Origin of the sequence: Streptomyces sp. NBC_00122 (genome assembly GCF_045160845.1) — a bacterium.
Lineage (GTDB): Bacteria > Actinomycetota > Actinomycetes > Streptomycetales > Streptomycetaceae > Streptomyces.
The window spans coordinates 2239292-2262646 of sequence record NZ_CP108191.1 but is presented as its reverse complement, the minus strand read 5'-3'; the positions used below and the strand labels follow the sequence as shown (position 1 = coordinate 2262646).

Here is a 23355-nt window from a genome sequence, read left to right as displayed (position 1 = left end):
TCCGGGCAATCGCGGCCCTGTCCTTCCGGACCAGGGGATAAAAGGGACAAATCGGGATGCCGGGTCCACACCGCGCGCCCGTTCGCGTATGGTCACGCACACCTACTCCCGGCGACCGTGGTGCACCCGTGATCCGATTCGACAGCGTCTCCAAGTCCTACCCGAAGCAGAGCCGTCCCGCACTCAGGGACGTCTCCCTCGACATCGCCAAGGGCGAGTTCGTCTTCCTGGTCGGCTCCTCCGGCTCCGGCAAGTCCACCTTCCTGCGGCTCATCCTCCGCGAGGAGCGGGCGAGCCACGGTCAGGTGCACGTGCTGGGCAAGGACCTGGCCAAACTCTCCAACTGGAAGGTCCCGCAGATGCGGCGCCAGCTGGGGACCGTGTTCCAGGACTTCCGCCTGCTGCCCAACAAGACGGTGGCCGAGAACGTCGCCTTCGCCCAGGAGGTCATCGGCAAGCCGCGAGGCGAGATCCGCAAGGCCGTCCCGCAGGTCCTGGAGCTCGTGGGCCTCGGCGGCAAGGAGGAGCGGATGCCCGGCGAGCTCTCCGGCGGTGAGCAGCAGCGCGTGGCCATCGCCCGCGCCTTCGTCAACCGCCCCGCCCTGCTGATCGCGGACGAGCCCACCGGCAACCTCGACCCGCAGACCTCCGTCGGGATCATGAAGCTGCTGGACCGGATCAACCGGACCGGCACCACCGTGATCATGGCGACACACGACCAGCAGATCGTCGACCAGATGCGCAAGCGCGTCATCGAACTCGAACAGGGCCGACTCGTGCGCGACCAGTCGCGCGGCGTCTACGGCTACCAGCACTGAAAGGTCCCTGAGACGCAATGCGCGCCCAGTTCGTCATGTCGGAGATCGGCGTCGGTCTCCGTCGCAATCTCACCATGACCTTCGCGGTCATCATCTCCGTGGCCCTGTCGCTGGCCCTGTTCGGTGGCTCCCTGCTCATGCGCGAGCAGGTCAGCAGCATGAAGGGCTACTGGTACGACAAGGCCAACGTCTCGATCTACCTCTGCAACAAGCAGGACGCCGAGCAGGCGACCGAGGCCGCCAACAAGGCGGCCGGGTCGGCGGGCGACCTGGGTGTCGCCACCTGCCGCAAGGGTGCGGTGACCGACGAGCAGAAGAAGCAGATCGAGTCCGAGCTCAAGCAGATGTCCCTGGTCAAGTCCGTCGCCTACGAGTCGGCGGACGAGGCGTACAAGCACTACCAGGAGCAGTACGGGCACACGGCGCTGGCCTCCTCCATCACGCCCGACCAGATGCAGGAGTCCTTCCGGGTCAAGCTCAGCGACCCGGAGAAGTACAAGGTCGTCACCTCGGCCTTCGTCGGCCGCGACGGCATCCACACCGTCGACGACCAGCGCCAGTCGCTGGAGGCCCTCTTCGGGCTCCTCAACTCCGTCAACATCGCCGCGCTCGGCATCATGCTGATCATGCTGATCGTGGCGCTGCTGCTGATCGTCAACACCGTGCGCGTCTCGGCGTTCAGCCGGAGGCGGGAAACGGGGATCATGCGGCTGGTGGGTGCCTCCAGCTTCTACATCCAGTTCCCCTTCATCATGGAGGCGGCCGTCGCCGGCCTCATCGGCGCGGTCCTCGCCTGCGGCATGCTCGTCTCCGGCCAGTACTTCGTGATCGACCACGGCTTCGCGCTGCGGGACCGGATGGAACTGATCGACTTCCTGGGCTGGGGAGCGATGATCGGCAAGCTGCCGTACGTGCTCTTCATCGGGCTCCTGATGCCCTCCATGGCGGCCTTCCTGGCGTTGCGCAAGTACCTGAAGGTGTGACAAGCGCCCCGCGAGTGGTCCGGTCAACCATCCGTGCCAGCGCGGGGCTTGTCCTAGACTCGGCGCCATGCCGGGTCCTCCCGCCTTCTGTCTCCGGCCCCGCGACCTGCGTCGCGGGGCCGTCTTGACGTTGGCCTTCCTCGTGGCCGTCGGCACCGCCGCGAGCACCGGCTGCTGGGACCGCGAGGACGCCACTGCCGCCCTCGCCGCCCGTGCGGGGGCCGCCGCGCCCGAGGAGCCCCGCGCGACGGGCACCGCCGACCGTGAGGCCGTGGCCCGCGCCGCCGCCGAGGCGGTCGCCGAGGGGAAGTCCGGCAAGAAGGCCGCCCAGGAGGTGGTCAGCCGCAGCGGCGACCGCTGGGGCACCGTCTACGACCAGAGGGAGTACGCCGCCTTCGCCGAGGGCCTCGACGGCCGCTGGACCGGCGTCGGACTCTGGGCCGAGCGCGGCCGTGACGGCCTGATCGAGGTCGACAAGGTCCAGCCCGCCAGCCCCGCGGCCCGGGCGGGCCTGCGCGCCGGGGACCGGCTGCTGAACGTCGACGGGCACGCCGTCACCGGCCTGCCCGTCACCGAGGTGATCGCCCTGCTGCGCGGCGAGGCCGGCACCCCCGTGGTGCTGAACCTGAGCCGCGACGGCGTCGGCCTCACCGAGACCGTCCGCCGCGAGCAGCTGCGGACCGAGCCGGTGACGGTACGGCAGCTCGCGGGCGGGATCACCGTCATCAAGGTGGCTTCCTTCACCCGGGGTTCGGGTGAACGCGTCAAGGCCGCCGTCCGCGATGCCCCGCCCGGCGGCGGGGTCATGCTCGACCTGCGCGGCAATCCGGGCGGACTGGTCGTCGAGGCGGTGGCGGCCGCCTCCGCCTTCCTGGACGGGGGGCTGGTGGCGACGTACGACGTGCGGGGCGACCAGCGCGCCCTGTACGCGGAGCCGGGCGGCGACACGGTCCGGCCGCTGGTGACGCTGGTCGACGGCGGCACGATGAGCGCGGCCGAGCTGGTGACGGGCGCCCTCCAGGACCGCGGCCGGGCCGTGGCCGTGGGCAGCCGGACCTTCGGCAAGGGCTCGGTGCAGATGCCCACCGAGCTCCCGGACGGCTCGGTGGCCGAGCTGACGGTGGGCACGTACCGCACGCCGGCGGGCCGCAGCCTGGACGGCAGGGGCATCACCCCGGACCTGGCGGCGGGTGACGGGGCCGAGGAGCGGGCCGCCAAGGTATTGGGTGGCCGCGGGGTGGGTCCGTAGTGCGAAAATGGCCGCACTATGGCTAAGGAAAAAGGGCGCAAGCTGATCGCCCAGAACAAGAAGGCGCGGCACGACTACGCGATCCTCGACACCTACGAGTGCGGTCTCGTGCTCACGGGCACCGAGGTCAAGTCGATGCGCCAGGGCCGGGCCTCGCTGGTGGACGGCTTCGTGTCGGTGGAGGGCCGCGAGGCCTGGCTGTACAACGTGCACGTGCCGGAGTACAGCCAGGGCACCTGGACGAACCACAGCGCCCGCCGCAAGCGCAAGCTCCTCATGCACCGGGAGGAGATCGACAAGCTGGAGCGGAAGGCGGACGAGTCGGGTCACACGATCGTGCCCCTGTCCCTGTACTTCAAGGACGGCCGGGCTAAGGTCGAGATCGCGCTGGCGAAGGGCAAGAAGGAGTACGACAAGCGGCAGACGCTTCGGGAGAAGCAGGACACCCGCGAGACGAACCGTGCGATCTCGGCGGTCCGCCGCAAGCAGCGCGGCACCGTTTAACCTCCTGGCACGCGGTGGTCCACTTCGCGTACCATGGCGTCAGCACCACCCCCTCGGGGGCGGAGCACTTTGTGCAGCATCTAATTGAATAGCGTGAAACATGGGGATGATCGGTTTCGACAGCGGATGTCGATGCAGGGGAAGCGAGCCGAGGAAGCGGCAATGATCTCGCTAACCATATGTCGCAAACAATAATCGCCAACTCCAAGAGCGATAACTCCCGCTTCACCCTCGCTGCCTAATAACAGTGAGCTGAAGCCTCTGTGAGGAGCGTCAGCCCGGAAGTGGTCCCGGTCCGGATCCTGGCGTCAATTAGGGATCTAAACCTCTAGCCCCGGTCACGGGGGTTGGAGGGAAATCAAACAGTGACTGAGCCCGTCGGAGACTTGTCCGTGTGATCTCCGGGGCTGAGAAAAGCGCAGCGGACTGCGCTCGGAGAAGCCCTGCTTCTGCACCGTTGGACGCGGGTTCGATTCCCGCCATCTCCACTCATCCCATGTGGGCAAAGGCCCCGCAGCCTCACGGCTGCGGGGCCTTTGTCATGCCGGTCGTACCACTAGAGGGCGCGATAGATCTCGTGGCGGTGGCCGACGGCCACGACCCACACCGTGACGACGAGCTCGCGGTCCGGACCCTCCTCGACCGTGTACACGGCGCGGTAGTCGCCGATCCTCAGTCGCCAGTGTGCGGGGTGCCCCTGGAGCGCTTGAGGACGGCGTCGCCGTTCTTGGATGTGATGCGCACCGGGTCGTGGTCGGTGTTGACGCGCTCGATCAGGGGGAACAGGGTCGCCCTGGCTTCGCTGGCGCTTATGGACATGGTTCGCCCCTCTCGGACTGACGCTGGTATGAGTTTCTGGTACGGGATCAGTACCGGAAACTCGTACGACTCGTGCCGCCGATGGCCAGGGCGGCGAGGGCCGCCACCGCGGGGAGGGCGTAGGGGATGGTGGGGCCCAGGTGGTCGATCAGGGTGCCGGCCGTCGCCGAGCCCAGGGAGATGCCCGCGAAGATGGCGGTGACCGCGAGGGTCATGCCCTCGTTGAGACGGCCCTCGGGGGTGAGGGCATGGACCCGGGACATCGCCGTGACCATCGTCGGGGCGGTGGCCATGCCCGCCAGGAGCAGGGCGAGGGCCAGCAGCGGGACGGAGCCCGTGGCCGCCGCCGCCCAGGGCAGGGCCATCGCGATGCTCAGGGTGGTCAGGCAGGTCCGCAGGCCGCGCGGGCGCAGGGTGCCGTACAGCAGCCCGGCCGCGCAGGAGCCCGCCGCCTGCAGGGCCAGGACCAGGCCGGAGGCGGCGCCCAGGCCGCGGGCGTCGAGGTGGGCGATCGAGGTGACCTCCATCGAGCCGAACAGCACGCCCAGCGGGAGGAAGAGGTACAGCACCGGGCGGAGCGCGCGCAGCGGGGAGTGGCCGGGGTGCGGCGCCGACACCGGGGGCTGCGTGGCCCGCTGGGACGTGAAGAGCAGCATGCCGCCGAGGAGGAGGGCGGCCGCCGTGAGGGTGCCGGCCTCGGGGAGGACGGCCGAGCAGAGGAAGGCCGCCAGCACCGGGCCGAGCATGAAGCACAGCTCGTCGGCGGCCTGCTCGAAGGACATCGCCGTGTGGTGCGAGGCCGGGGAGTCGCGCAGCAGGTGGGTCCAGCGGGCTCGGGACATGCCGCCGACGTTGGGGGTGGTGGCGGTCGCGGCGTACGAGGCGAAGAGGGTCCAGGCCGGGGCCTGCGTACGGACGCACACGATGAGGGAGAGGGAGCCGAGGACCGCGATCAAGGTGGCCGGGAGGGCGATCCGGGCCTGGCCGTGACGGTCGACCAGCCGGGCCGTCCAGGGTGCCACCAGCGCCGTGGCGGCCAGCCCGGTCGCGGTGACCGCGCCGGCGAGGGCGTACGAGCCGCGCTGCCCGGCGATCATCATGACCGCGCTGATCCCGAACATGCCCATGGGGAGCCGGGCGAGGAGGTTCCCGGCGGTGAAGGCGCGGGTGCCGGGCAGGGCGAACAGGCGGCGGTACGGGCCGGGGGTGCGGCCCCGGGCGGGGGCCGCGGCCGGGGCGGTGAGGACGAGCGTGGTGCCGGTGACGGTCATGAGGGGCATGACGACCACTCTCGGTCGGGACCCGGTCCGCGGTCCAACACCTGTTCGGACCCCATTCACGCCCTTCTGTTGTTAGTCTCCGGGGGTGATGCCCCGTGATGTGGACCCCCGGCTCCTGCGCGGGTTCGTCGCGGCCGCCGAGGAGTTGCACTTCACCCGCGCCGCCGCCCGCCTCTATCTCGCCCAGCAGGCCCTCAGCCGTGACGTCCGGCGGCTCGAACAGGCCCTGGGCGTGACCCTGTTCGTACGGACCACCCGACAGGTGGAGCTGACCCCCGACGGGGAGCGGCTGCTGCCGCTGGCCCGGCGGGTGCTGCGCGCGCACGAGGAGCTGGCCGCCGCCTTCACCGCCCCCAGGGCGCTGCTCGTCGACCTGAACACCGACGGGCCCAGCACCGGGCGCGCGGTGCTGGAACGGGCCCGCGAACTCGCCCCGGACTGCGAGCTGATGGCCCGTTTCGAGAGCGGGCTCACCCACGCCGCCGCCGAGATCGCGGCAGGCCGCCTCGACGTCGCCTTCGGGTACGCCGACGGGCTGGCCCCGGCGCTGCGGGCGCGGCTCGCGCAGTCGCCCGTACGGTACGAGCCGCTCGCCGTGCTGTTGCCCGAGGGGCACGCCCTGGCCGCGCGGGCCGCCGTACGCCTGGACGCGCTGGCCGGGGAGACCGTGTACGCGGGAGCCGGGAACCCGCGGACCGCGGAGTGGACCGGGCTCGCGCGCGAGCTGTTCGCCGGGCGCGGGATCGAGATGGCGCCGCCCGCCCCCGTGGCCATGGGCAAGGAGGAGTTCGGCCGGGTGATGGCCAAGACCGGCAACCCGGTGCTGGCGACGGTGGACTTCCTCGACATGCCCGGCTGCGTGAAGCGGCCGCTGACCGACCCCGTCCCGCTGTCGCCGCTGTCCATGGTGTGGCGCAGGGGCTTCGCCCACCCCGGGCTGGACGCCCTGCGCGCCGCGGCCGCCGAGCTGGCGGCGGAGGGGGACTGGCTGGAACCGCCCCCGGGCAGCTGGACCCCGGCACGGCTCACACACAGCCCCGGCGGCGGGTGAGAGCAAGGTTTCCCGGCGGTCATCCGGCGGGGACCGGGGCCGAAACGCGCCGTTCCTACGGTCGTCACCACGGACGCGACAGCTGTGGAGGCGTGTGATGACCAGTACGACCGCACCGCGCAAGGGGGGCCGCTGGATCGAGCGGTGGGATCCCGAGGACGAGACGTTCTGGAAGGAGACGGGAGAGCGGACCGCCCGCCGCAACCTCCTCTACTCCGTGCTCTCCGAGCACATCGGGTTCTCCATCTGGTCGCTGTGGTCCGTGATGGTCCTCTTCATGGGCCCGCAGTACGGGATCGACCCGGCGGGGAAGTTCTTCCTCATCGCGACCGCGACCCTGGTCGGCGCCCTGGTGCGGATCCCCTACACCTTCGCCGTCGCCCGCTTCGGCGGCCGGAACTGGACCGTCGTCAGCGCCCTGCTCCTGCTCGCGCCGACCGTGGCCGCGCTGGTGGTCATGGAGCCCGGGACCTCGTACGGCACCTTCCTCGCCGTGGCGGCACTCACCGGCGTCGGCGGCGGCAACTTCGCCTCGTCGATGACGAACATCAACGCCTTCTTCCCGCTGCGCAAGAAGGGCTGGGCGCTCGGGCTGAACGCGGGCGGCGGGAACATCGGCGTCCCCGTCGTGCAGCTGTCCGCGCTGCTGGTCATCGCCACCGCCGGGGCCGGGCACCCGCGGCTGCTGCTCGGCGCGTACATCCCGCTGATCGTGGCCGCCGCGGCGCTCGCGGCGCTGCGGATGGACAACCTGGCGCCCGTACGCAACGACACCGGCGCCGTGCGGGAGGCCGTCCGCGAACCGCACACCTGGATCATGGCCTTCCTCTACGTCGGCACCTTCGGGTCCTTCATCGGCTACAGCTTCGCCTTCGGGCTGGTGCTCCAGACGCAGTTCGGCCGCACCCCGCTCCAGGCGGCCTCGCTGACCTTCATCGGGCCGCTGCTCGGCTCCCTGATCAGGCCGGTGGGCGGGGCGCTGGCGGACCGGTTCGGCGGCGCGCGGATCACCCTGGCCACCCTCGTGGCGATGGCCGCCGCGACCGGGGTCGTGATCCTGGCCTCGGTACGGGAGTCACTGCCGGTGTTCCTGGTCGGATTCGTGGCGCTGTTCGCGCTGAGCGGCCTCGGCAACGGGTCGACGTACAAGATGATCCCCGGGATCTTCCAGGCCAAGGCGCTGGCCCGGGGCATGAGCGGCGAGGACGCGGCCGCGTACGGCCGGCGGCTGTCCGGGGCCGCCATGGGCCTGATCGGCGCGGTGGGAGCGCTCGGCGGGCTCGGCATCAACCTGGTCTTCCGGGAGGCGTTCCTCAGCTCCGGGTCGGGGACGGCCGCCTTCGTGACCTTCCTCGGCTTCTACGCGGTGTGCTGCGCCGTCACGTGGGCGGTATACCTTCGCCGGCCGGCCGTGGTGGCCGTCCCGGACGCCGGGGTCGCGGCGAAGCCGCAGCTCACATCGGTGTAACCGGGCTTTACCGCGGTGAAATACGGCGGAACCGAGTCTGACACGCCGACTTGGCAGTCTCGGTTCCGCTCCCGCGACGCGATACCGACCCACTGGGCAAGGCAGGTCACCATGGACGATGACAGGAACACCGGTCCGCTCGCGGGCTTCACGGTCGGGGTGACCGCCGCGCGGCGGGCCGACGAGCTGATCGCCCTGCTGCGCCGGCGCGGGGCGGCCGTGGTGCACGCGCCCGCTCTGCGGATCGTGCCGCTGGCCGACGACAGCGAACTGCTCGCCGCCACCAAGGAGCTGATCGCCTGCGCCCCGGACGCGGTGGTCGCCACCACCGCCATCGGGTTCCGCGGGTGGATCGAGGCCGCCGACGGCTGGGGGATCGGCGAGGAGCTGCTCGCGCGGCTGCGGGCCGCCGAACTGCTCGCGCGCGGACCGAAGGTGAAGGGCGCCATCCGGGCCGCCGGGCTGGTGGAGGCCTGGTCGCCGGAGTCGGAATCGCTCGCCGAGGTACTGGAACGGATGCTGTCGGCCGGGGTGGCCGGGCGGCGGATCGCGCTCCAGTTGCACGGGGAGCCGCTGCCCGGCTTCGTCGAGGCGCTGCGGGCCGGCGGGGCCGAGGTGGTGGTGGTCCCGGTGTACCGGTGGATGGCGCCGGAGGACCTCGCGCCGCTGGACCGGCTGCTGGACGCGGTGGTCTCCGGCGGGGTGGACGCGGTCAGCTTCACCTCCGCCCCGGCGGCGGCCTCGCTGCTGTCCCGGGCCGAGGAGCGGGGCGTACGGGAGGCCGTGCTGGAGGCCCTGCGGGGCACGGTGGTGTCGGCGTGCGTGGGGCCGGTGACCGCGCTGCCGCTGCAGGCGCACGGGGTGGACACGGTGCAGCCGGAGCGGTTCCGGCTGGGCCCGCTGGTGCAGTTGCTCTGCAAGGAGCTGCCGGGCCGGGCGCGGGTGCTGCCGTTGGCCGGGCACCGGGTGGAGATCCGCGGGCACGCGGTCCTGGTCGACGACGAGCTGCGGCCCGTGCCGCCCGCCGGGATGGCCCTGCTGCGGGCGCTGGCCCGGCGGCCCGGATGGGTGGTGGGCCGCGCGGAGCTGCTGCGGGTACTGCCGGGGGCGGGGCGAGACGAGCACGCCGTGGAGACGGCGATGGCCCGGCTGAGGGCGGCGCTGGGGGCGCCGAAGCTGATCCAGACCGTGGTCAAGCGGGGGTACCGGCTTTCGCTGGACGCGGGCGGGGAGGTCAAGTACGGGGACGCTCCGCCCGCGTGAGCGCCGTGGGGTGCCCGTCGGCGGCGGCCTGGGTTAGCGTGCCCGGATGGTTGTTGACGGGGTGGAGATGAGGGGCCTCGCGCTCGGCGACGCCGCCGGGCTGGCCGAGGCGTTCGCACGGGGCCGCGCGTACATGGCGCCCTTCGAGCCGGTCCGGCCGGAGGACTACTACACCGAGCAGGGGCAGCGGGTCCGGATCGAGGGCCTTCTCGCCGAGCGCGACGCGGGGCGGGTGGTTCCGTACGTGCTGGCCGACGCGGCCACGGGCGCGCCGGTCGGCGCGATCAACCTGGGCTCCATCGCGCTCGGCCCGCTGTGCAGCGGAGGCGTCGGCTACTGGGTCGACCCGGCCTGGCACGGCAAGGGCCTGGCCACCGCGGCCCTGCAGGAGGTGTGCCGGGCCGCCCGCGACGACCTGGGCCTGCACCGGGTGGAGGCCCAGACCCTGCTCGACAACGCGGCCTCGCAGCGGGTGCTGGCGAAGGCGGGCTTCGAGCCGTACGGCGTCGCGCCGCGGTACGCCCACATCAACGGGGCCTGGCGGGACCACCGCCTCTTCCAGCGGCTGCTGCACGACGACCCGCCGGCGTCTTAGCCGCCGCGCCGCACCCGCACGGGGGGTTCCGCTGTGCGGCGGCGAGGGGCACTCTGGTGGGGCGCCCCCGAGACGCGAGGCGGTGACGGGCATGCGGTTCGACGCCGGGCGGGTCTGCCTGGACCTGGTGGCCGAGGAGATCCGGGACGGCGACGAGCTGCGGCAGTGGCTCGCCGGGGCCGGGCTGGTGCCCGACCGGACGCCGCTCGCGCGGGTGGGCCCCGACTGGGCCGCCGCCTTCCGGGACCTGCGCGGCGATGTGGAGACCCTCGTACGGGCGGAGCTGGACGGGACCGGCCCCGACGAACAGGCGCTCGCCCGGGTCAACGCGCTGGCCGCCGGACCACCCCCGGGCCTGTGTGCCGTACGGGACCAGGAAGGCCACCTCGTACGGGAGCTGTGCGGCGGCGTGGAATGCGGGGCGCTGCTCGCGGCCGTCGCCCGGGACGCCGTCGAGCTGCTGACCGACCCCGGCGACCTGGCACTGCTGCGGGCCTGCGAAGGTGACGGCTGCACCAGGGTCTACCTGGACACTTCCCGCGGGCACCGGCGTCGCTGGTGCTCCAGCGAGGTGTGCGGCAACCGGGAGCGCGTCGCCCGGCACCGCCGCCGGGCCCTGGCAGCGGGGTCTGTGTAGCTCCCGCCCCGCCGGTTCCGGAACGGGCGTGCGGACAGGGTGCCGATTCGCGTACGGTTGACGGTCGCCCATGCACGTCAGAAGGGGGCTTTGGTGGCCGCGCAGAATGCCGCTGTCGACAGCACGGCGGATTCCGTCCGCGATCGGGAGATCGCGGTCGAGCAGACGCATCTCGACCAGGTGTACCGACGCCTCGAGGAGAAGATCCACGAGGCCGAGTTCCTGATGAACGACGCCGCCAAACGCGGTCAGGTGGGCACCCCCGGGGCCCTCGCCGAGCGCGACGCGCAGGTCTTCCGGGCGGGCATCCACCTGAACCGGCTCAACAACGAGTTCGAGGACTTCCTCTTCGGCCGCATCGACCTGGTGCTGGGGAAGGACGGGGAGAAGGGGCCGGACGGCGCCTACACCTCGGTCGAGCCGGCCGACGACGCGATCCGCGGGGACCTCACGGCCGACATCGCCGAGACGCTGCACATCGGCCGCATCGGAGTCCTGGACTCCGACTACGCGCCGCTGGTCATCGACTGGCGCGCGCCGGCCGCCGCGCCGTTCTACCGCTCCACGCCCAAGGACCCCGGCCGCGTCGTGCGCCGCCGCGTCATCCGCTCCAAGGGACGCAAGGTGCTCGGCGTCGAGGACGACCTGATGCGCCCCGAGGTCACCGCCTTCCTCGACGGCCAGGAGCTCCCCGCGCTCGGCGACGGCGCCCTGATGGCCGCGCTCGGGCGGGCCCGTACGCACTCCATGCGGGACATCGTCTCCTCCATCCAGGCCGAGCAGGACCTGGTCATCCGGGCCCCCGCCGCCTCGGTCGCCGAGGTCGCGGGCGGGCCCGGCACCGGCAAGACCGCGGTCGCCCTGCACCGCGCCGCGTACCTGCTCTACCAGGACCGGCGCCGCTACTCCGGCGGCATCCTGATCGTCTCGCCGACACCGCTGCTCGTCGCGTACACCGAGGGCGTGCTGCCCTCCCTCGGCGAGGAGGGCCAGGTCGCCATCCGGGCGCTCGGCTCGCTGGTCGACGGCGCCGAGGCGACCACGTACGACGATCCGGCCGTGGCCCGGATCAAGGGCTCCTCGCGGATGCTGAAGGTGCTGCGCAAGGCCGTACGGGGCGCACTGGAGCTCGGTGACGCTCCGGACCGGCTGCGCGTGGTGGCCTTCGGCCGCCGCCAGGAGCTGGAGGCCGACGAGCTGAACCGGATCCGGCAGAACGTGCTCGGCGGCACCGCCCCCGTCAACCTGCTGCGCCCCCGCGCCCGCAAGCTGCTGCTGGACGCGCTGTACGCGAAGTCCGGCGGGGCCGGCCGGCACAGCGACCCGGAGCTGGCGGCCGAGCTGCGCTCCGCCTTCGACGAGGACATCTCCACCGAGGACGCCTTCATCGATTTCCTGAACGCCTGGTGGCCGGAGCTGACCCCGCGGGGGGTGCTCGCCGCCATGGCGGACGAGCGCAAGCTCGGCCGCTGGTCGCGCCGGGACCTGAACCCGCGCGAGACCCGCCAGCTGGCCCGCTCGCTGCGCCGGGTGGGCCCGGACGGCAAGGGCCCGCTCTCCGTGCACGACGTGGCGCTGCTGGACGAGCTCCAGCAGCTGCTCGGCGCGCCCGCGCGGCCCAGGCGCAGGCGGGAGATGGACCCGCTGGACCAGCTCAGCGGGCTGGAGGAGCTGATGCCGACCCGCGAGGAGACCCAGTGGGAGCGGGCCGAGCGGCTCGCGGCGGAGCGCACCGAGTACGCGCACGTCATCGTGGACGAGGCCCAGGACCTGACGCCGATGCAGTGGCGGATGGTGGGCCGCCGGGGCCGGATGGGCACCTGGACGGTGGTCGGCGACCCCGCGCAGTCCTCGTGGACCGATCCGGAGGAGGCGGCCGCGGCCCGCGACGAGGCCCTGGGGACCCGGCCGCGCCGACGGTTCACGCTGACCGTGAACTACCGCAACCCGGCCGAGGTCGCCGAGGTCGCCTCCCGGGTGCTGCGCCTGGCGATGCCCGGCATGGAACCGCCGTCGGCCGTGCGTTCCACGGGCCTGGAGCCCCGTTTCACGGCCGCCGGGGACGATCTGGGCGCTTCGGTACGGGAGGAGACCCGCAGGCTGCTGGAGCAGGTGGACGGCACCGTCGGCGTGGTCGTGGCCATGGACCGGCGCGCGGAGGCGGCGGGGTGGCTCGCCGACCTCGGGGCGCGGGCGGTGGCGCTCGGCAGCCTGGAGGCCAAGGGCCTGGAGTACGACGCCACGGTGGTCGTCTCCCCGGCGGAGATCGCGGACGAGTCCCCGGCGGGCCTGCGGGTGCTGTATGTCGCGCTGACGCGCGCCACGCAGCAGCTCACGGTGGTCTCTGGCGAGCGGGACAGGCCCGGCGCGGACGGGGTGCCGGAACTGCTGCTTCCATAGGGCTCCGGGGCCGTACGGCCGTATGGTCCGCGGCCAGGAGCGTGGTGCGCAGAACCAGCCGTCTGCAGGGGGACCGTATCCGGCGATCCTTTGTTAGCCTGGTGAAGGCACCGACTCGATCCAAGCCCCCGGGCCCAACCTTCGTCGCTTAGAGCGACCACTTGCCGCGAGGCGAGCATGGCGGGTCGGTGTCTTAAACGTGTGCATCACCAGGTCCGCGCCCTCCACTCCGTGGGGGGCGCGGACCTGTTTTGTATGGACCCACCATTCCACAGCCCTCAGGTATCTCGTATGGTGGAAGTGTTCTTCCGAAATTTGTAGCTGGTTACCTTGTACCGGCGGGTAGGTGGGACGATCGGACAACAGGTCCTGCCACACCTGCGGTGTGCCGGGCCCTGTGTGTACAGCGAAAACCAGGGACAGAAGAGGAACACGGCCATGGCAACGGCGCCCAGCGTCTCGTATTCGATGACGGTCCGTCTGGAAGTGCCCGCGAGCGGAACCGCGGTCTCCCAGCTCACCACCGCCGTGGAGTCCTCCGGCGGCTCGGTCACCGGCCTCGACGTGACCGCCTCCGGCCACGAGAAGCTCCGGATCGACGTCACCATCGCCGCGACCTCCACCGCGCACGCGGACGAGATCGTCGAGAAGCTGCGCGGCATCGAGGGCGTCAGCCTCGGCAAGGTCTCCGACCGAACCTTCCTCATGCACCTCGGCGGCAAGATCGAGATGGCGTCCAAGCACCCCATCCGCAACCGTGACGACCTGTCGATGATCTACACCCCGGGCGTGGCCCGCGTGTGCATGGCCATCGCCGAGAACCCCGAGGACGCGCGCCGCCTCACCATCAAGCGAAACTCCGTCGCAGTCGTGACGGACGGCTCCGCCGTGCTGGGCCTGGGCAACATCGGCCCGATGGCCGCGCTGCCCGTCATGGAGGGCAAGGCGGCCCTCTTCAAGCGCTTCGCCGGCATCGACGCGTGGCCGATCTGCCTCGACACCCAGGACTCCGACGCCATCGTCGAGATCGTCAAGGCCATCGCCCCCGGCTTCGCGGGCATCAACCTGGAGGACATCTCCGCGCCGCGCTGCTTCGAGATCGAGGCGCGGCTGCGCGAGGCCCTCGACATCCCCGTCTTCCACGACGACCAGCACGGCACGGCGATCGTCGTGCTCGCCGCACTCACCAACGCACTTCGCGTCGTGGGCAAGGCAGTTGGGGACGTAAAGGTGGTCATGTCGGGCGCCGGCGCGGCCGGTACGGCCATCCTCAAGCTGCTCCTCGCGGCCGGCGTCAAGAACGCCGTCAGCGCGGACATCCACGGTGTCGTGCACGCGGGCCGCCCCGACCTCGTCGACGCGGCCCCCGACTCCCCGCTGCGCTGGATCGCCGACAACACCAACCCCGAGGGCTACACGGGCACTCTGAAGGAGGCCGTGGTCGGCGCCGACGTCTTCATCGGCGTCTCGGCCCCGAACGTGCTGTCCGGCGAGGACGTGGCCGCGATGGCGGAGGGCGCGATCGTGTTCGCGCTCGCGAACCCGGACCCCGAGGTGGACCCGGCTGTCGCCCGCCAGACGGCCGCCGTGGTCGCCACGGGTCGCTCCGACTTCCCGAACCAGATCAACAACGTGCTGGTCTTCCCCGGCGTCTTCCGCGGCCTGCTGGACGCGCAGTCGCGGACGGTGAACACCGACATGATGCTGGCCGCCGCGACCGCCCTGGCGGACGTCGTCGGCGAGGACGAGCTGAACGCGAACTACATCATCCCGTCGGTGTTCAACGACAAGGTCGCGGGTGCGGTCGCGGGTGCCGTCCGCAAGGCGGCCTCGGCGGTGTGACGGCCGGCGCGGCCGCCGACGCGGCCGCCACCGTGGGGGCGCTCCGGCAGCGCTGTGACCGCCCTCACGGACGTCTGATCCCGGCGCGTCGCGGGATGCAGGCCCGCCGGGCCGCCTCTAGGGTTGCGGGGATGCCCGCGAGGTCCGCGGTCCGCAGCAGAGTCTGAGCGAGGACGTGGACGGAGGGTCACCGGGGCGTGACTGTGGCGCTTTTCGTGTGACCCCGGCGGGTGCCGGATTGGCTTTCCCGCCGCTGGTGGGGGCAGGATGCGTAACCGGGCGAGAGGGTCTGACGTTCAGACCCGGGTCCGGGGACTGTCCAAGGGCCCTGGCAGCATCGGCTTCGATCTCACGCCTCTAAGGCAAGTTGAACACGGGAGTACAACATGAACCGCAGTGAGCTGGTGGCCGCTCTGTCCGAGCGCGCCGAGGTGACCCGCAAGGACGCCGACGCCGTTCTGGCCGCGCTCGCCGAGACCGTTGGCGAGATTGTCGCCAAGGGCGACGAGAAGGTCACCATCCCCGGCTTCCTGACCTTCGAGCGCACCCACCGTGCCGCTCGCACCGCGCGCAACCCGCAGACCGGCGACCCCATCCAGATCCCGGCCGGCTACAGCGTGAAGGTCTCCGCGGGCTCCAAGCTCAAGGAAGCCGCCAAGGGCAAGTAGTCCTGCCCCCGGCGCCGAAGGCCGCGAAGGCCTTTGGAACGGTGAGTAGTACGCGCGCCGGTCACGTGGACGGCAGCGCAGACGCGTAGAAGCGTGGAACGGCGAAGGGCGGCCACCCCGGACGGGGTGGCCGCCCTTCGGCCTGTCCCGGTCCGTCCTCCGGCCTGTCCTGGGCCGCTGTCGGGCCCGTCCGGGCCGCCCGGGGACGCTGTGCGCCGCCCGTGCGCCGCCGTGAGCCCCCGGGGCCACGAGAAAGCCCCCCGGGGCCCTTGCGGGGCCCGGGGGGCTTTCTGACGGCCGGTTACGGCTCAGACGAGGTCGCCGCCCGGCAGTTCGACCTTCGCGCCGAGCTCGACGAGCTTCTCCATGAAGTTCTCGTAGCCGCGGTTGATGAGGTCGATGCCGTGGACCCGCGAGGTGCCCTCGGCCGCCAGCGCCGCGATCAGGTACGAGAATCCGCCGCGCAGGTCGGGGATGACCAGGTCGGCGCCCTGCAGCCTGGTGGGGCCGGAGACGACCGCCGAGTGCAGGAAGTTGCGCTGGCCGAAGCGGCAGGCCGAGCCGCCCAGGCACTCGCGGTACAGCTGGATGTGAGCACCCATCTGGTTGAGCGCCGAGGTGAATCCGAGCCGGGACTCGTAGACCGTCTCGTGCACGATCGACAGGCCGGAGGCCTGCGTCAGGGCCACCACGAGCGGCTGCTGCCAGTCGGTCTGGAAGCCGGGGTGCACGTCCGTCTCCAGCGCGATGGCGTTCAGAGGGCCGCCGGGGTGCCAGAAGCGGATGCCCTCGTCGTCGATCTCGAACGCCCCGCCGACCCGGCGGAAGGTGTTCAGGAAGGTCATCATCGAGCGCTGCTGGGCGCCGCGCACGTAGATGTTGCCGCCGGTCGCCAGGGCCGCGGAAGCCCAGGAGGCGGCCTCCAGGCGGTCCGGGAGCGCCTTGTGGTTGTAGCCGCCGAGGCGGTCGACGCCCGTGATCCGGATGGTCCGGTCGGTGTCGACGGAGATGATCGCGCCCATCTTCTGCAGTACGCAGATGAGGTCCTCGATCTCCGGCTCCACTGCGGCGTTGCTGAGCTCGGTGACGCCCTCGGCCAGGACGGCCGTCAGCAGCACCTGCTCGGTCGAGCCGACCGACGGGTACGGGAGGCGGATCTTGCAGCCGCGGAGGCGCTGCGGGGCCTCCAGGTACTGGCCGCCCTCGCGCTTCTCGATGGTCGCGCCGAACTGGCGGAGCACGTCGAAGTGGAAGTCGATCGGCCGGCCGCCGATGTCGCAGCCGCCCAGGCCCGGGATGAAGGCGTGGCCGAGGCGGTGCAGCAGGGGGCCGCAGAACAGGATCGGGATGCGCGACGAGCCCGCGTGGGCGTCGATGTCGGCGACGTTCGCGCTCTCGACGTGGGTGGGGTCGAGCACCAGCTCGCCCGGCTCCTCGCCGGGACGGACCGTCACCCCGTGCAGCTGGAGCAGACCGCGCACGACCCGGACGTCACGGATGTCGGGAACGTTGCGCAGCCGACTGGGTTCGCTGCCGAGCAGAGCGGCGACCATGGCCTTGGGCACGAGGTTCTTCGCACCGCGGACACGGATCTCGCCCTCAAGCGGGGTACCGCCGTGGACAAGCAGTACATCGTCACTGACTGTGCCGGTCATGAATCTCGCGTTCCGGAGTGGGGTGGGCAGGGGACCAGAGAAAAGAGTAAGGGTCATCACCCCTTTATTCGCATGGCTGACGCGGCCATAGGACTGTCATCAATTCCGTACAACACCCTCCGTATCCACCTCATGGCGGAGTGTCGCATTCCGGTCGCTCCGCCCGCGCGCCCTCCCTCCTGCTGCCGTGCGCCCTGAGCTGCGTGAGATCCGATCCCCCCGCGCGCTCCCCGCGGATGGCGAATGTGGGGGATCATGGCGGCATGACCCAGGTGTCCTCCCTCACAGGGCGGCTGCTCGTGGCCACCCCCGCCCTCGCGGACCCGAACTTCGACCGCGCGGTGGTGCTGCTGCTCGACCACGACGAGCAGGGCTCGCTCGGTGTTGTCCTCAACCGGCCGACCCCGGTGGGCGTCGGTGACGTCCTGTTGCCGTGGGCGCCCCTGGCGGGCGATCCGGGCGTGGTCTTCCAGGGCGGGCCCGTCGCGCTGGACTCGGCCCTGGGCATCGCGGTCATCCCGGGCGAGGAGGGTCCCCTCGGCTGGCGCCGGGTGCACGGGGCGATCGGCCTGGTCGACCTGGAGGCGCCGCCGGAACTGCTGGCCGCGGCGCTGGGATCCCTGCGCATCTTCGCCGGCTACTCGGGCTGGGGCCCGGGCCAGCTGGAGGACGAGCTGGGCGACGGAGCCTGGTACGTGGTGGAGTCGGAGCCCGGTGACGTGTCCTTCCCGGACCCGGAGCGGCTCTGGCGGGCGGTGCTGCGCCGCCAGCGCAACGAACTCGCGATGGTTGCCACCTATCCGGACGACCCGTCGCTGAACTGACGCGCACGGGGATCGGTACCCTGGTGGCATGAGCACTCTTGAGCCCGAGCGCGGGACTGGCACGGGGACCCTCGTAGAGCCGACGCCGCAGGTGTCCCACGGTGACGGCGACCACGAGCGCTTCGCCCACTACGTCCAGAAGGACAAGATCATGGCGAGCGCCCTCGACGGGACCCCCGTCGTCGCGCTCTGCGGCAAGGTCTGGGTACCGGGCCGGGACCCGAAGAAGTACCCGGTCTGCCCCATGTGCAAGGAGATCTACGAGTCCATGGGCCCCGGCGGGGACAAGGACAAGGGCAAGGACAAGTAGTCCCGCCCTCCGCGGCAGTACGAAGGCCCCCTGGGTACGCACCGGCGTGTCCAGGGGGCCTTCGTCGTACTAGGGTCGGCGCGACGAGCACTCTGCGGAACGGGCGTTGCGCAGGGCGCAACAGACTGCTGCGAAGGGCTGACGCATGGACCTGATTCCCGCACCCCGGGCCGCCGTCTTCCACGGGGACGGGCTCCGCTTCGAGTTCGGGCCCGAGCCGACGCTCGAAGCCGGGCCGGGTGGCGAGGGTGTCGCCCGCTGGCTGCGCCGCGAGCTCGGCGCGGCCACCGGCTGGAGCCTGCCGTCCGCCGGGCCCGGCCGGGCCGCGGACATCCGGCTGCGCGTCGACCCGGAGCAGGGGGCGGGGGTCGGGGCGCCGGACGGGGCGGGCGCGGGGCTCGAGTCGTACGGGATCACCGTCGACGCCGCGGGGGCGCTGCTGGTCGGCGCGAGCGGGGCCGGACTGTTCTGGGCCGCCCAGACGCTGCGTCAGCTGCTGGCTCCGGACGCGTACCGCAAGGCCCCGCTGCCCGGGCGTGCGTGGAGCCTGCCGTACGCCGGGATCGAGGATGGTCCCCGGTTCGGGTGGCGCGGGATGATGCTCGACGTCGCCCGGCACTTCACGCCCAAGGACGGGGTGCTGCGGTACATCGACCTGCTCGCCGCGCACAAGCTGAACGTGCTGCACCTGCACCTGACGGACGACCAGGGCTGGCGGGTCGAGATCAAGCGTCACCCGCGGCTGACCGGCGTCGGCGCGTGGCGGGCGCGCAGCCGGCGGGGCCATCGGGCCTCCCCGCTGTGGAACGAGACCCCGCACGGCGGCTACTACACGCAGGACGACATCCGCGAGATCGTCGCGTACGCCGCCGAGCGGCACGTCCGGGTGGTCCCCGAGATCGACGTACCGGGGCACTCGCAGGCCGCGATCGCCGCGTACCCGGAGCTGGGCAACACGGACGTGGCCGGCACCCGGGCGCCGGAGGTCTGGGACGACTGGGGGATCAGCGAGAACGTGCTCGCGCCAACCGAGGCCGTGCTGCGGTTCTACGAGGGGGTCTTCGAGGAACTGCTGGAGCTGTTCCCCGCCGAGGTCTCGCCCTTCGTCCACGTGGGCGGCGACGAGTGCCCCAAGGCGCAGTGGAAGGCTTCCGCGGCCGCCCAGGAGCGCATCCGGGAGCTGGGCGTGGACGGGGAGGACGGGCTGCAGTCCTGGTTCATCCGCCACTTCGACACCTGGCTCGCCGAGCGCGGGCGGCGGCTGATCGGGTGGGACGAGATCCTGGAGGGCGGGCTCGCGCCCGGGGCGGCCGTCTCCTCGTGGCGGGGGTACGAGGGCGGGATCGCCGCCGCCGAGGCCGGGCACGACGTGGTGATGTGCCCGGAGCAGCACGTCTACCTGGACTACCGTCAGGCGGGCGGCGCCGAGGAGCCTGTGCCCATCGCGTACGTGCGCTCGCTGGAGGACGTGTACCGGTTTGAGCCGGTTCCGTCGCAGTTGTCGGCGGAGGCGGCCGCGCACGTGCTCGGCGCGCAGGCCAACGTGTGGACCGAGGTGATGGAGGACCAGGGCCGCGTCGACTACCAGGTGTTCCCGCGGCTCGCGGCCTTCGCGGAGGTGGTGTGGTCGCGGCTGGCGGAGCCGCGGGAGCGGGACTTCGCCCGGTTCGAGGCCCGGATGGAGGCGGCTCACTACGCGCGGCTGGACGCGCTGGGGGTCGGCTACCGGCCGCCGGGCGGCCCGCTGCCGTGGCAGCGGCGTCCAGGGGTGGTCGGGCGGCCGATCGAGGGAGCGCCCCCGAACGTGTGACAACGAGAACGGGAACTCTGGCTGGATTTCTGGTGATACGGGGAAAAACAGGCAGTTGAGGGCGGAGGCCCGGACCACGCCCGGGAGAGGGAATTCGGCAGCGGGGCGGCCGTGGGGCGCCGGACCGACCCTCGCGCGGGGCGGCCGGGAAGATGTGCCAGAGTTGCCACGTCCCGGCGGTGAGGACGTACCGTACGGCGGACAGGCGTGAGCGCCGTGACCGGGACATCGGGAAGGGGCAGCTGGGTTGACCACGCACGCACCGCATTCAGTTCAGGGGCCGCAGTTGGCGCAGTCCGTGACGCTGCCGACCTCGCTCGACGAGGCCGTGGCGGCGCTCACCGCCATGCCCGCCGCCGTGCCCGTGGCCGGCGGCACCGACCTCATGGCCGCCGTCAACGCCGGACTGCTGCGACCCGCCGCGCTGGTGGGCCTCGGGCGGATCAACGAGATCCGCGGCTGGCAGTACCAGGACGGGCACGCGCTGCTCGGCGCCGGGCTGACCCACGCGCGGATGGGGCGGCCGGATTTCGCCGCTCTGATCCCCGCGCTGGCGGCCGCCGCGCGCGCCGCCGGTCCCCCGCAGATCCGCAACGCGGGCACCCTCGGCGGGAACATCGCCAGCGCCGCGCCCACGGGTGACGCCCTGCCCGTGCTGGCCGCGCTGGAGGCCGTACTCGTCATCGTCGGCCCGGACGGGTCGCGCGAGATCCCCGTGTCCCACCTGCTGGCCGGCCGCGAGATGCTGAGCCCCGGCGACCTGATCGGCTTCGTCCGGGTGCCGCTGCTGCACGCGCCCCAGGTGTTCCTCAAGGCGACGGGGCGTACCGGGCCGGGGCGCGCGGTGGCGTCCGTGGGGCTCGTACTGGACCCCGCGCGCCGGGGTGTGCGCTGCGCGATCGGCGCGGTGGCCCCGATGCCGCTTCGGCCGCTGGAGGCCGAACAGTGGGTGGCCTCGTTGATCGACTGGGACGGGGAGCGGACCCTGGCCCCCGAGGCACTGGATGCCTTCGGCGAGTACGTCGCGGCCGCCTGCGTGCCCGACCAGGGCGAACCGGTGGCCCCCGGTGTACTGCATCTGCGGCGGACGGTGGCCGTGCTGGCGCGCAGGGCCCTCGGGAGGGCACTGACCTCATGAGCGAGAACGAGAACGAGAACGTGACCCAGGGGAACGGTACGGCGGGCTGGGGCTGGGAACCGGTCCCGCAGGGCGGCGAGTACGACTCCGACGCGACGGCCTTCGTCAAGCTGCCACAGGACATGCTGGACGCGCTCGGCACGGGGGAGCCCCTCGCCGCGCCCGGGCACGGGTACGTGCCGCCGCCGATGATCGTGCCGCTGGGCTCGGCCACCACGGATCCGGCTGCCACGGGTACGTGGACGATTCCGGTGCAGTGGCCGGAGGCCGGGACCTCGGATCCGGCTTCGGCGCCCGCCCAGGCCCACGCCCCGGCGCCGGTCGGCGGGCCGATCCCGGCGTCGATCCCGATCCCGGCGTCGGTGGCCGCGGCGTTCGCGGAGCCGGAGCCGGAGCCCGATCCGGGGGCGACGGCGGAGTGGCGCTTCCCGGACGAGGACGCGGCGACCGGGCAGTGGGCCGTGGCGGACTCCGCCGGGCAGCCCGCCGACTTCCGGCAGAGCGCGCTGGACGCCGACTGGAGCCAGGCTCCTGCGACGCTGCCGGGCGGGGCCCCGGCCCCGTGGGCGAACCACCCCGACTTCGCGGCGCTGCAGCAGGACCAGGGGACCTTGCCGGGTACGGACGAGGCGGCCGCTGCTTCGGCCGCGGCGGCCGCTGGCACGGCGGCCGCCGGGCGGCTGCTCGGCGGGCCCGGGGTCGGCGCCCCGCCGCGCGGGCCGCGCGTGCTGGGCGGCCCCGGTGTGGGCACCCCGCTCCCGGAGGCGGGCGAGCCGGTGCGCCCGGCCCCGCACGACATCGAGGCCACGCACGGTGCGGCGGCGATGCCGGTCGAGGGGGAGCGGCCGCACCCGGTGGCCGAGGCGGCGGAGCGGCCGGCGGCCGCGGACGGCCTGGACCTCTTCGGCGGATCGCGGGCCGCGGCGGCCGCGGAACCCGTGGCGTCCGAGCCCGCGCCGTTCGAGCCTGTCGCGTCCGAGCACGTGGTGCCCGAGCCCGTGCCGTTCGAGCCTGCGGCGTCCGAGCACGTGGCAGCCGAGCACGTGCCGTTCGAGCAGGCCGCTGAGCCCGTCGGCAGTGATGGGCGGGGCTTCGCGGCATTCGGGCACGAGCCGCAGGCGGCACCCGAGGCCGAGGCCGAGGTTGAGGCCGAGGCAGGGCCTGGGCCCGAGGCGGGGCCCGAGGCCGAGGGGGAGCGGGCCGGCGCGGAGCCGGCCGACACGGACGGGCACGGCTTCACCGGAGCCGACCCGGCACCGGCCGGGATCCCGACCGGGCCCACGCCGACCGGCGACACCGCCGACACCGCTGTGGCACCGCCGACCGAGGACACCGCCGAAGGTTTCCCGGCCGGGGGGCCGACGTACGAAGAAGACGCAGCGGCGGCCGAGGCCGTCGCCCATCACGAGCACCCGCAGGCTTCCTACGTCCTGCGCGTCAACGGCGCCGACCGGCCCGTCACCGGAGCCTGGATCGGCGAGTCCCTGCTCTACGTGCTGCGCGAGCGCCTCGGCCTGGCCGGCGCCAAGGACGGCTGCTCGCAGGGCGAATGCGGCGCCTGCGCGGTGAAGGTCGACGGCCGGCTCGTCGCCTCCTGCCTGGTGCCGGCCGCGACGGCCGCCGGGAGTGAGGTCCGTACCGTCGAGGGTCTCGCGACCAACGGGGAACTCTCGGACGTGCAGCAGGCGTTGTGCAGGTCGGGTGCGGTGCAGTGCGGATTCTGCGTGCCGGGCATGGCCATGACCATCCACGACCTGCTGGAGGGCAATCACGCCCCCAGCGAGCTGGAGACCCGTCAGGCGCTGTGCGGCAACCTGTGCCGCTGCTCCGGCTACGCGGGGGTCGTCGACGCCGTGCGCGAGGTCGTGGCCGAGCGCGAGGCGACGGCGTCGGCCGCGGCGTCGGCGGCGGCTTCGGCGGCTGCCGAGCACGCCGGTCAGGTGCCGGCTCAGGGATTCCCTGAGCCGCGCATTCCGCATCAGGCACAGCCCGGCGAGGGCGGCATCCACCACGGAGGCACGGTGTGAGCGCGCAGGACGCG

20 protein-coding genes, 1 other RNA gene and 1 pseudogene are annotated in these 23355 nt (G+C 72.5%); 18 read left to right on the top strand and 4 right to left on the bottom strand.

Annotated elements, in window-relative coordinates:
• The first annotated feature begins 128 nt into the window (after positions 1 to 128).
• The 5 genes from ftsE (at position 129) to ssrA (ending at position 4045) form a co-directional block, all read left to right on the top strand.
• On the top strand, positions 129 to 818 hold the full coding sequence (ftsE, locus tag OG737_RS10695; RefSeq protein ID WP_328925968.1) for a cell division ATP-binding protein FtsE: 690 nt from the start codon (positions 129 to 131) through the stop codon (positions 816 to 818).
• A gap of 17 nt (positions 819 to 835) precedes the next feature.
• Positions 836 to 1801 (top strand): permease-like cell division protein FtsX, encoded by a 966-nt coding sequence (ftsX, locus tag OG737_RS10690; RefSeq protein WP_328925967.1) that lies wholly within the window; start codon positions 836 to 838, stop codon positions 1799 to 1801.
• Positions 1802 to 1868: 67 nt separating this feature from the next.
• Positions 1869 to 3050 (top strand): S41 family peptidase, encoded by a 1182-nt coding sequence (locus OG737_RS10685; protein ID WP_405921461.1) that lies wholly within the window; start codon positions 1869 to 1871, stop codon positions 3048 to 3050.
• An 18-nt stretch (positions 3051 to 3068) separates the two neighbouring features.
• Positions 3069 to 3554, top strand: a complete 486-nt coding sequence (gene smpB / locus OG737_RS10680) for an SsrA-binding protein SmpB (RefSeq protein WP_328925965.1) — start codon at positions 3069 to 3071, stop codon at positions 3552 to 3554.
• A 102-nt stretch (positions 3555 to 3656) separates the two neighbouring features.
• Positions 3657 to 4045, top strand: a transfer-messenger RNA (tmRNA) gene (ssrA, locus tag OG737_RS10675).
• Between the two features lie 65 nt (positions 4046 to 4110).
• Here the strand turns inward: ssrA and OG737_RS10670 are convergent.
• The 3 genes and pseudogenes from OG737_RS10670 to OG737_RS10660 form a co-directional block, all read right to left on the bottom strand.
• Positions 4111 to 4260, bottom strand: a pseudogene (locus OG737_RS10670) (type II toxin-antitoxin system RelE/ParE family toxin); the annotation flags it as partial.
• Positions 4227 to 4373, bottom strand: coding sequence for a type II toxin-antitoxin system prevent-host-death family antitoxin (locus OG737_RS10665; protein WP_328925964.1), 147 nt, complete (start codon positions 4371 to 4373; stop codon positions 4227 to 4229). The gene OG737_RS10665 and the pseudogene OG737_RS10670, both read right to left, overlap by 34 nt.
• Positions 4374 to 4420: 47 nt before the next feature.
• Complete coding sequence (locus OG737_RS10660) at positions 4421 to 5644, bottom strand: MFS transporter (protein WP_405922409.1); 1224 nt, start codon at positions 5642 to 5644, stop codon at positions 4421 to 4423.
• A gap of 97 nt (positions 5645 to 5741) precedes the next feature.
• Here OG737_RS10660 and OG737_RS10655 point away from each other — a divergent pair, with 97 nt between their 5' ends.
• From OG737_RS10655 to OG737_RS10620, 8 genes are all read left to right on the top strand, one after another.
• The gene (locus OG737_RS10655; protein WP_328925963.1) at positions 5742 to 6704 is read left to right on the top strand and encodes a LysR family transcriptional regulator; all 963 of its coding nucleotides are present in this window, start codon (positions 5742 to 5744) and stop codon (positions 6702 to 6704) included.
• A 97-nt stretch (positions 6705 to 6801) separates the two neighbouring features.
• Complete coding sequence (locus tag OG737_RS10650; RefSeq protein WP_328925962.1) at positions 6802 to 8172, top strand: nitrate/nitrite transporter; 1371 nt, start codon at positions 6802 to 6804, stop codon at positions 8170 to 8172.
• Positions 8173 to 8283: 111 nt separating this feature from the next.
• On the top strand, positions 8284 to 9435 hold the full coding sequence (locus OG737_RS10645; RefSeq protein ID WP_328925961.1) for a uroporphyrinogen-III synthase: 1152 nt from the start codon (positions 8284 to 8286) through the stop codon (positions 9433 to 9435).
• 46 nt (positions 9436 to 9481) lie between these two features.
• Positions 9482 to 10030 (top strand): GNAT family N-acetyltransferase, encoded by a 549-nt coding sequence (locus OG737_RS10640; protein ID WP_405679876.1) that lies wholly within the window; start codon positions 9482 to 9484, stop codon positions 10028 to 10030.
• Between the two features lie 91 nt (positions 10031 to 10121).
• Positions 10122 to 10667 carry an ABATE domain-containing protein gene (locus tag OG737_RS10635; protein WP_328925959.1) on the top strand — a complete coding sequence of 182 codons (546 nt, stop codon included), beginning with the start codon at positions 10122 to 10124 and terminating at the stop codon, positions 10665 to 10667.
• Positions 10668 to 10760: 93 nt separating this feature from the next.
• Entirely contained in the window at positions 10761 to 13067 is a 2307-nt protein-coding gene (locus tag OG737_RS10630; protein WP_328925958.1) for a UvrD-helicase domain-containing protein, read from the top strand.
• A 438-nt stretch (positions 13068 to 13505) separates the two neighbouring features.
• Complete coding sequence (locus tag OG737_RS10625) at positions 13506 to 14909, top strand: NAD-dependent malic enzyme (RefSeq protein WP_328925957.1); 1404 nt, start codon at positions 13506 to 13508, stop codon at positions 14907 to 14909.
• Positions 14910 to 15295: 386 nt separating this feature from the next.
• Positions 15296 to 15577, top strand: coding sequence for an HU family DNA-binding protein (locus tag OG737_RS10620; protein ID WP_007264399.1), 282 nt, complete (start codon positions 15296 to 15298; stop codon positions 15575 to 15577).
• A 308-nt stretch (positions 15578 to 15885) separates the two neighbouring features.
• Here the strand turns inward: OG737_RS10620 and murA are convergent, their stop codons facing one another.
• The gene (gene murA, locus OG737_RS10615; RefSeq protein WP_328925956.1) at positions 15886 to 17232 is read right to left on the bottom strand and encodes a UDP-N-acetylglucosamine 1-carboxyvinyltransferase; all 1347 of its coding nucleotides are present in this window, start codon (positions 17230 to 17232) and stop codon (positions 15886 to 15888) included.
• A gap of 263 nt (positions 17233 to 17495) precedes the next feature.
• On the opposite strand from murA, the gene OG737_RS10610 reads away from it, so the two are divergent.
• The 5 genes from OG737_RS10610 (at position 17496) to OG737_RS10590 (ending at position 23341) form a co-directional block, all read left to right on the top strand.
• Entirely contained in the window at positions 17496 to 18056 is a 561-nt protein-coding gene (locus OG737_RS10610; protein ID WP_328925955.1) for a YqgE/AlgH family protein, read from the top strand.
• 28 nt (positions 18057 to 18084) lie between these two features.
• Positions 18085 to 18366 carry a DUF3039 domain-containing protein gene (locus tag OG737_RS10605; protein ID WP_328925954.1) on the top strand — a complete coding sequence of 94 codons (282 nt, stop codon included), beginning with the start codon at positions 18085 to 18087 and terminating at the stop codon, positions 18364 to 18366.
• Positions 18367 to 18511: 145 nt separating this feature from the next.
• Positions 18512 to 20176: a beta-N-acetylhexosaminidase gene (locus OG737_RS10600; RefSeq protein ID WP_405921460.1), complete on the top strand. Its 1665-nt coding sequence runs from the start codon at positions 18512 to 18514 to the stop codon at positions 20174 to 20176.
• 247 nt (positions 20177 to 20423) lie between these two features.
• A complete protein-coding gene (locus tag OG737_RS10595; RefSeq protein ID WP_405921459.1) occupies positions 20424 to 21314 on the top strand; it encodes an FAD binding domain-containing protein in 891 nt (296 codons plus the stop codon).
• A complete protein-coding gene (locus OG737_RS10590) occupies positions 21311 to 23341 on the top strand; it encodes a 2Fe-2S iron-sulfur cluster-binding protein (RefSeq protein WP_405921458.1) in 2031 nt (676 codons plus the stop codon). The genes OG737_RS10595 and OG737_RS10590 overlap by 4 nt, the downstream gene beginning before the upstream one ends.
• The last annotated feature ends 14 nt before the right edge of the window (positions 23342 to 23355 follow it).